The following is a 12010-nucleotide window of genomic DNA, read 5'->3' as shown; positions in this document are numbered from 1 at the left end:
ATCCGGGCTTTCTCCTCCCTGCCAGTTCACCCCTATCCCCCTTGCTGCTTTCCATGTTGAAAACCTCTTGATCGACATTTAGTCCAGATATAGATTGTTTGTCTAAATCTGACCGCGCTTGAGAGGATACATGGCCCCGAACATTACGCTGCGCAATATCGAACAGGTTCCTGCCCCCGTGGGGCACTATTCCCATACCGCCACTGCAGGCGGTTTGGTGTTTATTTCCGGTCAGCTTCCCGTGGCGGCGGACGGCACGCCTCGCTGCGAAGCGCCCTTCGAAGAACAGGCTCAACTGGTGCTGCAGAATATTGAATCTTGCCTGGCCTGCGCGGGCGTGACAAAACAACATCTTGTCTCCGTACGGGTGTACATCACTGATATCAACCTCTGGCCGCTGTTTAACAGCATTTATGCGGCGTGGATCGGTCAGCATCGCCCTTCTCGCGCGGTGGCCGGCGTGGCACAACTCCATTACGGCGCGGCGCTCGAAATTGAAGCCGTGGCGCTCTCTGAATAAGACAACCGTTTAAAGGTGGCAAAATGAGTGAATTAGTTCTCCCTGTTTATGAAGATGTGGTCGCGGCGGCTCAGCGCATTGCAGGCCATGCCAACCGCACCCCGGTCATGACGTCCCGTACCGTGAATGAAGAGTTTGGTGCCGAAGTCTTTTTCAAGTGCGAAAACTACCAGCGAATGGGGGCGTTTAAGTTCCGTGGGGCCATGAACGCTCTCGCTCAGTTTACGCCGGAGCAAAAAAAAGCTGGCGTGGTGGCCTTCTCCTCCGGGAACCACGCCCAGGCGATTGCGCTCTCCGCAAGGCTGCTGGGGATCCCGGCCACCATCGTGATGCCGGAAGATGCCCCGGCGGCTAAAATTGCCGCCACGCGCGAATACGGCGGCAAAGTCATTCTCTATAACCGCTACACCGAAGACCGCCAGCAAATCGGCAAAGATCTGGCTGACAAATATGGCCTGACGCTGATCCCGCCTTACGATCACCCGCACGTCATTGCCGGCCAGGGCACCGCGGCGAAAGAGCTGTTCGACGAAGTTGGCGAGCTGGACGCACTGTTTGTCTGCCTGGGCGGCGGCGGGTTGATTTCCGGCTGTTCGCTGGCGGCGCGCCACCTTTCCCCCAACTGCAAAGTCTACGGCGTGGAGCCGGAAGCCGGGAACGATGCCCAGCAGTCACTCCGGCATCGACAAATTGTGCGGATTGATACGCCCAAAACTATCGCCGACGGCGCACAAACCACCTTCCTCGGGGACTATACCTTCCAGATGATTTGCCAGAACGTGGACGACATTTTCACCGCCACTGATGAAGAGCTGATCGATTCGATGAAGTTTTTCGCCGAGCGGATGAAAATGGTGGTCGAGCCGACGGGCTGCCTTGGCTTTGCCGCCGCGCGCGGAATGAAAGAGAGCCTGCGCGGGAAGCGAATCGGGATTATCATCAGCGGCGGCAACGTCGATATCAGCCGCTACGCCGAGTACCTCATCGGCCCGCGTTAATTATTAACAGGAGAAATAGAGTGTCAAAATCAGAAAACAGTGCCCTGCTCGACCAGCTCGAAAACATCGCCCAGGGGTTGAGTGAAACCTTCGCGCCTTTTTGCGAAGTGGTGGTGCACGACCTGACGCAGCCCGAGCACTCTATTCTCTCCATCCACAACAACCTGTCTGGCCGCGAGGTTGGCCAGGGCGCCACGGAAATGGGGCTGGCGCGCATCGCCTCCCCTGATTTCCCGGCGGTGATCGCCAATTATGCCAACCAGTTTGCCGACGGACGCCCGGTGAAAAGCACCTCGATTGGGCTGAAAGATGATGCCGGGAACTATGTCGCCGCCCTTTGCCTCAACCTGGATATGACCTTGTTCAGAGGGATGCAAAGCGCACTCGCTCGCTTCACCGACACCAGTCCCGGCCCGGTGGAAGAACATATTGAACCCGCAGGTTCCGAAGCCATCCGGCTGAGAATCGATCGTTATGCGGCTGGCATAGCCACCACGCCGCGCGCGCTGAAAACTTCAGAAAGAATTGAGCTGTTGCAGACGCTGAAAAAAGAAGGATTACTGGATATCCGTAAGTCGATGGAGACCGTGGCGCAGCATCTGGGCGTTTCCCGGGCATCGGTTTATTTGTATGCAAAACAACAGCCGTCCGTTGACGACACGGCATAATTTAACCGCAGTATTTTTTGTCAGGGTAAACAGATGGGTTCTTTGAAGTGGCTGATAGCACCTCTATTTCAGGAGCCACAGCGCTCCGGTTCTTTGTTTCATCTCTTCACCGGGCTGCCGGTTGCGGCACTTCTTCTCAGCGTCAGCGGCTGCAGTTCCGCCAGTAATAACACTTCATCTTCCCTGAAGCTGGATCGCCAGCTCAATGATCAGATTGTGATGTTGCCCGTGCAAATAGAGGGTAAAACCGTTGAGCTGGAAACCACGCTGTATAAGCCTCCGGGTAATGGGCCTTTTCCCCTGCTGTTGATGAACCACGGTAAAAATCCGGGCAATGCGCGCACGCAGCCGCGTTCCCGTCACCTGGAGATTGCCTCAGTATTTGTTCATCGGGGATTTGCGGTCGCGATTCCGATGCGGGAAGGTTTTGCGGCCTCCGGCGGCGACTACCCGAAAGACGGATGCGATGTGCGTCGTCACGCGTTTGATGAAGCAGATGGCGTGGCTGCCGCCCTCAAGGAACTGGTCAAACTGCCCTACGTTGACCGTTCACGCATTGTGATTGCCGGCCAGTCTGACGGCGGGCTGGTGACTATGGCGCTGAGTACGCATCCACTCCCCGGCGTGCTGGGTGTGATTAATTTCTCGGGCGGTCTGCGCCAGCCAAAATGTGAAGGCTGGCAGCAAAATCTGGTACGCACCTATGGCGCGATAGGCAAACAGGCTCGCTACCCGTCGGTTTGGTTCTATGGCGATAATGACCAGCTCTGGCCGCAGCCGATGCCGGAGCAAATGTTTAATGCCTACACCCGCAACGCGGAGGGCGACGCCGGGCATGCCCGAATGATCGATATCGGCACCTTCGGCAAAAACTCCCACGACTTTGCCGACAGCAAAGCGGGCGTCAAGCTCTGGTATCCGCAGGTTAAAGCCTTTGTCGAGTCTCTGGGGCTACCGTTCCAGCCTGTCTCTATTTAGGGCCGTGAATCGCTTTTCTTAGCGCGCCGGGCGTTAAGCTATAGCGAAGACGAAACCGACTGATAAAACGGGACAGCGAGGCGTAGCCGACCTGTTCCGCTATTCTCCCCAGGGGCGTATCGGTGGTTTGCACATATTCCATAGCAAGGGAAAGCCGGACGTCCTCCTGGAGCTGACGAAAGCTCTGCCCCTCCGCTTTGATTCGCCGGTTTAGCGTTGAAAGACTCAGGCCAAGCCGCTGGGCAAAGTGTTCCAGAGTATGGGGCACGGCGGGATCTTCGGCGATGTGGGCCGTTATCTGCTGGCTGAGTGTGGATAACGGCGCTTTGGCTGCAACGCTATAGCCGGCTAACGCCAGGCGCAGCAGTACCCCTTCTAAATGATAATTCAACAGCGGGGCGGGCTCTCCGGCGGACGCGGCGCGGATCAGCCGCTGCCATGCTTCGTGGATGTCTGGACTAAGCGGCACTGGAGCAGTGGTGGTTATTAGTCTACAGGCCGCAGTGACATCCCTGTAGCGGGCGTTAAACTCAGCCAGTGCCGAAGCGGAAAACGAGATAACAAGCGCCTCGTAACCTGAATCATCCGGAATGTGCTGCATGGGAATGTGCTCATGCGGGGCATAAAAGATCAGGCTGTTGCTGCCCGCACTGCATTTCCCGCCGGGCAGATCCATGATCTTTGTGCCCCGGAGCACCAGGCAAAAACCGGGGCGCAAGAAAGTCATATTTCGCAGCGCGTGACGTTGATGGGCATGGTAGCGAGTCAGCTCTATGCCCTTGTCTTGTGGCTTATTTTTTACCGGGAGTACCATACACCGGACGTAGCTCCGTTTTGGCTAATACATGGGCATTAAGCTGATAGCCGACCAGAGCCCCACTGCTTTCGGCAGTCACGGGTAACGTCGGAGTATCCAGAGCCCAGAGAGTAAACAAATACGGGTGTGACTTAAAGCCTGGCGGTGGGCAAGCCCCGCCGAAACTGGCTGAACCGTAGTCGTTGCGTCCCTGTACGGCCCCGGCAGGCAGATTCTGGCCCGACACATTCCCGGCATCTGTTTTCAGCTCGTGAACGTTGGCTGGAATGTTGACCAGCGTCCAGTGCCACCAGCCGCTGACTGACGGCGCAGAGGGATCGTAAACCGTAATGGCGAAGCTGCGGGTACCTTTAGGTGCGCCTTGCCAGGAAAGATCGGGGGAAACGTTGTTCCCGTGGCAGCCAAATGCGTTAAAAACCTGCGCCGGTTTCAGCATCTCGCCGTCAGCAATGGTATGGCTCAGCAGACGAAAGTCGCTGGCCTGTGACTGGGCGGTAAATAAGAGCGTGCTAACGATAAGTGAAGTGCTAAGACATTTGAACATAACCGTTCTCCTGATGTGTTGAGGAGATGAAGCATAGCCCCGGCAGCGCGGCAACGATGTGCGGCAAAATTCAATGTTTGTGCAGAAAATGTCATGCTCTGTTCTCCGGCGGGAAACGCGAGCTGTAAATCTCCTTCAGCCAGTCGATAAACACCCTCACCCGCGGCGAAAGTTGCCGGTTTTGCGTGTACACCGCGGATACCGCGATGGCCGGGCTTTGCCAGTCAGGCATCACTTCTACCAGCCGACCTTCGCTCAGTGCCTGTTCAACGTGGTAGCGCGGGAGCTGAACCAGCCCGCAGCCTCGTAGCGCACAGATCACGTAATTCTCAGCTTCGTTGACCGTCACCCACCCTTTCGGCGAATAAGCCCGGCGCTCGTTATCGATAATGAATTCAAATGGGTAATTCAGGCCGCCTGTCGTCGAGAAAAAGTTCACGCACTGGTGCTGGTCAAGATCGTCCGGGTGCGCAGGCACGCCAAACGCCGCCAGATAATCCGGGCTGGCGCATACCACCTGCGGGAGATCCGCCAGATGACGGGCGACCAGCGAAGAGTCCTGTAACTTACCGGCGCGCACCACGCAATCTATCCCCTCGCGGATTAAATCCACCAGCCTGTCGCCGCTGCTTATAATCAGTTCGATATCCGGATAACGGCGATGAAACTCGTCCAGGCGCGGCAGAACGATGTGCGAGGCATGCGTTCCCTGCAGGTCAATACGCAGGATACCGCGAGGCCGGGCCACAACCGGGCGCAGCGCGGCTTCGGCATCATTCAGCTCCGCAAGAATGTACACACAGCGCTGGTAGTACGCTTTCCCATCCTGAGAGGCTCGCACATGCCGGGTGGTGCGCTCCAGCAAGCGGCAGCCCAGTTGGCTCTCCAGCTCTTTAATCGCATTGCTTGCCGTGGCCCTCGGGATACCAAGCTGGTCGGCGGCCTGGCTGAAACTGCCCAGCTCAACAATGCGGGTGAACAGCTGCAAAGTGTCAAATTTATCCATCTGCTATTGTTAACCAAAACGGAATTATCTAATCAAATTAGCACCATTTATCCCGAAATCAAAAACATTAACAATACACCCACGCCCACTCGGGGCGATTCACTCACCGCATCTGGAGAACAACATGACGACTGCAAAGAAAACTGCCCTGGTGACCGGCGCCTCCCGTGGAATTGGCCGGGCAATTGCCGAAAGACTGGCCCGCGACGGCTTCACCGTCGTCGTGAACTACGCCGGAAATAAAGCCAGCGCCGATGAAACGGTCCAGGCGATTAAAAACAACGGCGGGAACGCCGTGGCGATTCAGGCCGATGTCTCATCTGAAAGCGATGTCACCCGTCTGTTTGCTGAAGCGAAAGCTCTCCACAACCAGCTGGATGTGGTGGTGCACAGCGCGGGCATTATGCCGATGGTGAAAATTACTCCGGCAGGCCTGGCCGAGTTCGACAAAATCATCAATACAAATCTGCGGGGCGCGTTTATGGTGCTGGCCAACGCCGCAGAGTCTATGCAGGATGGCGGCCGCATTATCGCCCTTTCAACCAGCGTTATTGCCAAATCATTCCCGGCCTATGGCCCCTACATCGCCTCCAAAGCCGGGGTTGAAGGCCTGGTGCACGTCCTCGCCAACGAACTGCGTGGCCGTAATATCACCGTCAACGCCGTGGCACCGGGGCCAACCGGCACCGATCTGTTCCTGAACGGTAAAACCGAAGAGCAAATTCAGGCCATCGCCAGCCTCGCCCCGCTGGGGCGCATCGGCACGCCAGAGGAAATCGCCAGTATTGTGGCGACATTGGCTGGCCCGGACGGCAGCTGGGTGAATTCTCAGGTGATCCGCGTTAACGGCGGCTTTGCATAAGACTGGCGACCAACAGGAGACAAACATGCAGCAAATTATACTGATAACCGGCGCATCCAGCGGCTTTGGTGCCTTATCCGCCCGCGCCCTCGCCCATGCCGGGCACACCGTTTACGCCAGTATGCGCGATATTTCAGCTCGCAATGCTCCCCAGGCTGAAAGCCTGCGAGAGTATTCGCGGCAACACGGCGTGGATCTTCGCGCCATCGAGCTGGACGTGCAGTCCGAGGCTTCTGCGGAGGCGGCAGTCGCGCATATCATCGCGGAGCAAGGCCGGCTGGACGTCGTAGTACACAATGCCGGGCATATGTCCTTCGGCCCTGCCGAGGCATTTCTGCCGGAGCAGTTCAGCCAGCTATTCGACATTAACGTGCTGGGCACCCAGCGGGTTAACCGGGCGGCGCTGCCTTATCTGCGTCAGCAGAGAAAAGGCCTGGTGCTGTGGGTCGGCAGCAGCAGCACTCGGGGCGGCACTCCGCCTTATCTGGCGCCCTATTTTGCCGCCAAAGCCGCAATGGACGCCGTGGCCGTCAGCTATGCCGCCGAACTGAGCCGCTGGGGCATTGAAAGCTCGATTCTGGTGCCGGGGGCTTTTACCAAAGGCACCAATCACTTCCTGCATTCCGGCAAGCCTGCGGACAGCGAACGTGAGCTGGCCTGGACCCAAACTGGCCCAACCGCTGGACTGGAAGATGAAGCGCTGAAAGGCCTGGCGGCCTGTGAGCCAGAGGATGCCGATGTTGCCGATGTCGCGGCGGCGATGGTGGATATTGTGAATGCGCCGTATGGCAAACGCCCGTTCCGCGTGCACGTTGATCCCTCTGATGACGGGGCCGAAGTGGTCAACGCCGTGGCCGACCGTATCCGCAAGGAGTTTTTGCAGCGTATTGGTTTAGGCGACCTGCTGACTCCCCGGCAGTAAATCCCCGGCCTGCGGCTTATCTCGCAAAGTTAAGCCGCAGGCCATTTCCTGGAGTGTTTTATGCGAACGTTGTTATTTCTGCTGAGCGGGTTTTTGCTCGCCAGCGGCTGTTACCTGCTTATCCGCCTGTTTAGCCCGGACTACCCGCCGGCTCAGGCAATTATCGCCCGAGGCTTTGCGGTACTGTGGTGCCTGATTGCAGCGGCAAATATGCTAATCGGCGTAATTAAAGCAGGCTACGGCTGGGGCGAAGAGCTGGCCATTTTTGCGGCGATCTTCACCCTGCCGGTGGTGGCGCTTTTGTGGATTGTTGAGCACTAATAGGGGGCGTTCCATCCCTCGTTAAGCCTATTGTTTAGGCAAAAATTGCCCGGCTGCTTTGAGCGAGATGCTGACGTTAAAGGCCGCTAAAGTGAAGAGTGGCTAACCCTGTGTTTTAAGTTCGAAGGGTTCAGATATTGCCCACCGGGAAGCAAAATGTTCCTGATACTGAGACACGGTGTGAGGCATATTTTTAATAACGATGACATTCTCGCTGTTATCGTACTCTGCTGATTTTGCATAATTAAATGAACCTGTTTCTACAGTTGAACCATCAACAATCATCATCTTATCGTGCTGAATATGGTAATGCCCATCAATGCGCAGCTCCACTCCATGGCGAGTAATGTCGCGCATTGCCGCCAGTGATGTACTGCCTCTATTTCGACGTTTATCGATAACGACTTGTACTCTAACGCCTCGCTGTTGGGCTGCATCTAGTGCAGCAGCAATATCGTGGGCCTGAAATGCATATGCAACCATTTCGATAGAGGAGTGCGCTGAATTGATGGTATTTAGCACGAGCTGTTGTGCGCTACCTTCCGGAGAAAATCCCACCTCTATTGAAGGGGCTGCAGAAGCTGAACCAGTAATAATGAGCAGTAAAAGGGCCAATTGTTTCATAGCGGCTGTTCCCAATGAGTCTTCGATAACGTTCAGGAGTCCTCATTACCGGGTCTACTGCTGCAGGAATGAGGACATCGATAATACTCCTGACGTCCGCATTTGGCACGGAGCGGACAGCCTTGCTCGGTTTTGCCTGAGAACGTCAACCCACCAGCCCGCTAACAAAGTCCAGAAATGCCCGGGTTTTCGCCGGCACATGATGCCGGGAGGGGTAATACGCATAGAGCGGGAATCGATGATCTGACCATTCGGGAAACAGCGGCACCAGCCGCCCAGAAGCGATGTATTCCTCACTGCCCAGCTCGAATATTTGCACAACGCCCAGCCCCGCAAGACAGGTACTGAATGCGGTTTCCGCATCATTCACCGTTAACAGGCCGCGCGGCTGGATCATCAGTTTCTTTTTCCCCTGATGAAATTCCCAGCTGAAAGGCTTCCCCGTCAGCGGCTCGCGGAACAATACGCAGCGGTGCGGCTCCTGCTCCAGTTCCTGCGGTGTTTCAGGCCGCCCAAAACGCTGCACGTATTCAGGCGAGGCCATGGCAAATACTCGCGTGTCGAACAGCTTTCTGGCTATCAGCGATGAGGACTGAGGGTGACCAAAGCGCAGCGCCAGATCGAAGCCGTCAGAAATAAGGTCCCCCAGTTCGTCCCGGCTGCGCAGCTCGATTTCAAGCTCAGGGTGTTTATCCATAAACGCGCCGAGGCGTGGCCCTAAAACCTGGCTGGCAAACAGCGGATCAACATTCACCCTCAGTCTGCCACGAATGCTCTGCCCGTCCCCTGCCGCGCCGCCGGTGACTTCGGCCAGGGCGCCAATCAGCGGCATAACCTGCTCGTAGAACTCCCGCCCCTCATCGGTCAGCCGCACTGAACGCGTGGTGCGGTCAAACACGCGAATACCGAGCCGCTTTTCCAGGCGTGCAATCGCCCGGCTGACACCCGACTGCGACATATCGAGCATTTCGGCGGCAGCGCCAAAGCTTAGCGTATCCACTACCGCCGCCATCACGTCCACGCCTTCCAACAGTTGCGAACTAAATGCTCTCATTATTGATTCTCAGTCATAGGTGATATGCCTTTCATGCTATCGCATTCTGACCTGTACGACGCCACAATTTGCTCGTCATCTCGACCTGTTCACATTTTCAGGATGGTTTTATGCATTCAAGCAGTACAAATATCGCTGCGCCGCAGGGCGCACACGTTTCCCGGGCCCGCAGCATCGCGGCGGTGCTGGCGCTGAGCCTGGGCTGTTTCACTTTTGTCAGTACCGAACTGATGCCGGTGGGAGTGCTGCCGGGCATGGCTGCCGGGCTAAACGTTTCCCTCGGCGTGGCAGGTTATCTGGTCACAATCTTTGCCTTCATGGTGGCCCTCACCGCCGCGCCGCTAACCGGGTTACTGGGGCATATTAACCGCAAAACGCTGATGGCTGGGCTGCTGGCGGCCTGCTTTGCCGGCAACCTGATTACCTGGCTGGCGTCTGATTATTTTGTTGTCTTTGTGGGGCGTATTCTGGTGGCCGCGGCTATCGGCGTATTTTGGTCGACGGCGGTGGTGACCGCCGTGCATCTGGTGGCAGCACGCAACGCCGTGCGGGCAACGTCCATTGTTTTTGGGGGCGTTTCGCTGGCAACGGTGCTCGGGGTCCCGGCGGGCACGATGCTGGGCGATTTTTACGGCTGGCGGGCGGTATTTGCCGCTCTGTGCCTCTTGTGCCTGGTGGTTTTCACGCTTATCGCCTGGTCCGTTCCCGCGGTACGAATCGCTAAATCCGCCAGACGCGGCGCTATTTCCGCGGTGTTTAAAAACAGAGCATTGCTGGCTATTCTTGGCATCACCGCGCTGGTGGTGACCGGCAACTTCCTGGCCTATACCTACATTACGCCATTCCTTGAGCAAATGGCCCGCCAGAGCAGCTCGCAAATCAGTATGTTGTTGCTGGTTTACGGTGCGGCAGGCGTTGTCACCAACTTTGCGGTGGGGCCTTTTGCCGCCCGGGCGCCGCGAACCAGTCTGGGCGTGGTGGCCGCGCTGTTTACCGCCAGCCTCGCTTTTCTTAATGCGGCGACCGTCAGCCATACCACAATTTTTATCGCTATCGCCCTGTGGGGCGCAGCTTATGGGGCTCTGCCGGTGTTGCTGCAAACCCTGGTGTTCAAAGAGGCATCCACGCTTGAAGGCGGCCCGGATGCGGCAACCTCGGTCAACGTGTCGGTGTTTAACGCGGCAATTGGCTTCGGCTCACTGGTCGGCGGCGTGCTGATAAACCTGACCGGGCCTCGCCCTATTCCCTACGTGGCCGCCGCTTTTGCGCTGGCCGGTCTGCTGGCGGTGATAGTGACCCGTGAAAGCAAATCCCGTGGTGGCTGATGGCCTTTTTACAACACCTGGCCAATCATGATTTTATGGCCTTCTGGCGTCGCGACGAGAAATTCGCGCATCCCGTGTGGACGGCTGGCCGGTGGTTGTAAAATGATGGCACCACGCCGGGTAAACTCGGCGTAGAGTGCATCCACGTCATTAACATGCAGATAGCCGAAATAACTGTGATCCCCAAGGGAAGCTGGGGCCAGCGCCTGCGGGCAATGGCCCAGCATCACCTTCACTGTCCCTCGCACCGCTAATTGCCAGCCGTTCGTGCCAGGCCATTCAAGGGTAAAGCCTAACGTATCGCGGAAATAACCTGCAGTGTCATCAAGGTTGTTTACCGCCAGCACAAAGGCAAAAGGCGTAATATTATTAGTCATTTACAATCTCTTCAGGCTGAAAAATTCAGTGTAGAGCCCTTCATCATGAACCGCAAGAATGCCCCGTTTGTCATTTTTTTGTCATTTGTACGTCAGCACTTTGTTGGCGCCCGGGAACTACATTGGTCCTGACCCCCTTGTTGAATCCTGAGGATAGATCATGAAATTACGCCATCTCTCTACTCTCGCCACCCTTGTGCTGGCGTCTCTTGGTACCACGGCGGCCTATGCCGACACCGCACCTGCTACACAGGAAGTGAAAAATATCGTGCTGGTGCACGGCCTGTTTGCCGATGGATCGAGCTGGGGCAAAGTTATTCCCCTGCTGCAGGCCAAAGGTCTGCACGTCACGGCGGTACAGAACCCGACGACCTCTTTAGATAACGATGTTGCCGCGGTAAAACGCGCGCTGGCGCAGCAAAACGGCCCGGTGATTCTGGTGGCACACTCCTACGGCGGGATGGTGATTAGCCAGGCGGGCGATGAGCCAGAAGTCAAAGGCCTGGTGTATATCGCCGCCCGCGCCCCGGAAGCGGGTGAAGATTACCCGGCGCTCACCAAAAAATACCCGGCGGCACCGGCTTCCGCTGGCCTTAAATGGAACGACGACGGCTACGGCGCGCTGAGCGAGTCGGCATTTATCCACGATTTCGCCGGCGACCTGCCGGAAAGCGAGGCCAAAGCCTATTACGCGGTGCAGCAGCCAATGGGCAAAGCCATCACCATGGCGAAAACCACGGTTGCCGCCTGGCATGACAAGCCGACCTGGTACGCGGTATCGACCGAAGATCGCACGATCAACCCGGATCTGGAGCGGTTTATGGCGAAGCGCATGCACGCGCAAACCATCGAGCTAAAATCCAGCCACGTTTCGCTGATTTCCCAGCCTGAAGCGGTGGCTAATCTGATCATGAAAGCGGCGCACGTGCCTGGCTACTGAGGTTCACGCCTCTTATAATGACGAGACTGGGGCGGTCTCCACGCCCTTTTCTCT

Annotated in this window: 15 protein-coding genes; 9 read left to right on the top strand and 6 right to left on the bottom strand. The window is 56.9% G+C overall.

What is annotated here, in order from left to right; all coding sequences use genetic code 11:
* Window positions 1–130: 130 nt before the first annotated feature.
* From ACREYP_RS11430 to ACREYP_RS11415, 4 genes are read left to right on the top strand one after another with little or no spacing between them, the layout of a single operon-like run.
* A complete protein-coding gene (locus tag ACREYP_RS11430) occupies window positions 131–520 on the top strand; it encodes a RidA family protein (RefSeq protein WP_008458929.1) in 390 nt (129 codons plus the stop codon).
* Window positions 521–543: 23 nt separating this feature from the next.
* The gene (locus ACREYP_RS11425) at window positions 544–1518 is read left to right on the top strand and encodes a threo-3-hydroxy-L-aspartate ammonia-lyase (protein ID WP_336818679.1); all 975 of its coding nucleotides are present in this window, start codon (window positions 544–546) and stop codon (window positions 1516–1518) included.
* Between the two features lie 20 nt (window positions 1519–1538).
* Window positions 1539–2186: a helix-turn-helix transcriptional regulator gene (locus ACREYP_RS11420; protein WP_008458926.1), complete on the top strand. Its 648-nt coding sequence runs from the start codon at window positions 1539–1541 to the stop codon at window positions 2184–2186.
* Between the two features lie 33 nt (window positions 2187–2219).
* Window positions 2220–3164 carry a dienelactone hydrolase family protein gene (locus tag ACREYP_RS11415; protein ID WP_336818678.1) on the top strand — a complete coding sequence of 315 codons (945 nt, stop codon included), beginning with the start codon at window positions 2220–2222 and terminating at the stop codon, window positions 3162–3164.
* On the opposite strand, the gene ACREYP_RS11410 is transcribed toward ACREYP_RS11415, so the two are convergent.
* The 3 genes from ACREYP_RS11410 to ACREYP_RS11400 form a co-directional block, all read right to left on the bottom strand.
* The gene (locus tag ACREYP_RS11410; RefSeq protein WP_336818677.1) at window positions 3157–3978 is read right to left on the bottom strand and encodes a helix-turn-helix transcriptional regulator; all 822 of its coding nucleotides are present in this window, start codon (window positions 3976–3978) and stop codon (window positions 3157–3159) included. The two genes, ACREYP_RS11415 and ACREYP_RS11410, sit on opposite strands and share 8 nt — an antisense overlap.
* Complete coding sequence (locus tag ACREYP_RS11405; protein ID WP_336818676.1) at window positions 3956–4525, bottom strand: YbhB/YbcL family Raf kinase inhibitor-like protein; 570 nt, start codon at window positions 4523–4525, stop codon at window positions 3956–3958. Before ACREYP_RS11405 ends, ACREYP_RS11410 begins: the two co-directional genes overlap by 23 nt.
* Window positions 4526–4616: 91 nt before the next feature.
* Entirely contained in the window at window positions 4617–5531 is a 915-nt protein-coding gene (locus ACREYP_RS11400; RefSeq protein ID WP_008458916.1) for a LysR family transcriptional regulator, read from the bottom strand.
* Between the two features lie 124 nt (window positions 5532–5655).
* On the opposite strand from ACREYP_RS11400, the gene ACREYP_RS11395 reads away from it, so the two are divergent.
* Genes ACREYP_RS11395 through ACREYP_RS11385 form a run of 3 tightly spaced genes read left to right on the top strand, consistent with a single transcriptional unit; the run spans window position 5656 to window position 7636 of the window.
* Window positions 5656–6393 (top strand): SDR family oxidoreductase, encoded by a 738-nt coding sequence (locus ACREYP_RS11395; protein WP_498881377.1) that lies wholly within the window; start codon window positions 5656–5658, stop codon window positions 6391–6393.
* Window positions 6394–6418: 25 nt separating this feature from the next.
* Window positions 6419–7315: an SDR family NAD(P)-dependent oxidoreductase gene (locus tag ACREYP_RS11390; protein ID WP_336818675.1), complete on the top strand. Its 897-nt coding sequence runs from the start codon at window positions 6419–6421 to the stop codon at window positions 7313–7315.
* A 60-nt stretch (window positions 7316–7375) separates the two neighbouring features.
* Window positions 7376–7636, top strand: a complete 261-nt coding sequence (locus ACREYP_RS11385) for a hypothetical protein (protein WP_008458909.1) — start codon at window positions 7376–7378, stop codon at window positions 7634–7636.
* A gap of 102 nt (window positions 7637–7738) precedes the next feature.
* Here ACREYP_RS11385 and ACREYP_RS11380 read toward each other — a convergent pair whose 3' ends face one another.
* Together ACREYP_RS11380 and ACREYP_RS11375 are read right to left on the bottom strand one after the other, a co-directional pair.
* A complete protein-coding gene (locus ACREYP_RS11380) occupies window positions 7739–8260 on the bottom strand; it encodes a phospholipase D family nuclease (RefSeq protein ID WP_336818674.1) in 522 nt (173 codons plus the stop codon).
* A gap of 145 nt (window positions 8261–8405) precedes the next feature.
* Complete coding sequence (locus ACREYP_RS11375; RefSeq protein WP_336818673.1) at window positions 8406–9314, bottom strand: LysR family transcriptional regulator; 909 nt, start codon at window positions 9312–9314, stop codon at window positions 8406–8408.
* Between the two features lie 110 nt (window positions 9315–9424).
* Between ACREYP_RS11375 and ACREYP_RS11370 the strand changes: the two genes are divergently transcribed.
* Window positions 9425–10639, top strand: a complete 1215-nt coding sequence (locus ACREYP_RS11370; protein ID WP_336818672.1) for an MFS transporter — start codon at window positions 9425–9427, stop codon at window positions 10637–10639.
* An 8-nt stretch (window positions 10640–10647) separates the two neighbouring features.
* On the opposite strand, the gene ACREYP_RS11365 is transcribed toward ACREYP_RS11370, so the two are convergent.
* On the bottom strand, window positions 10648–11016 hold the full coding sequence (locus ACREYP_RS11365) for a VOC family protein (protein WP_336818671.1): 369 nt from the start codon (window positions 11014–11016) through the stop codon (window positions 10648–10650).
* A gap of 160 nt (window positions 11017–11176) precedes the next feature.
* Here ACREYP_RS11365 and ACREYP_RS11360 point away from each other — a divergent pair, with 160 nt between their 5' ends.
* Window positions 11177–11956, top strand: coding sequence for an alpha/beta fold hydrolase (locus ACREYP_RS11360; RefSeq protein ID WP_336818670.1), 780 nt, complete (start codon window positions 11177–11179; stop codon window positions 11954–11956).
* Window positions 11957–12010 lie beyond the last annotated feature (54 nt).

Origin of the sequence: Enterobacter sp. TMH.L2, assembly GCF_050847315.1 — a bacterium.
Classification (GTDB): domain Bacteria; phylum Pseudomonadota; class Gammaproteobacteria; order Enterobacterales; family Enterobacteriaceae; genus Cedecea.
This window is presented reverse-complemented; position numbering and strand designations above follow the sequence as displayed.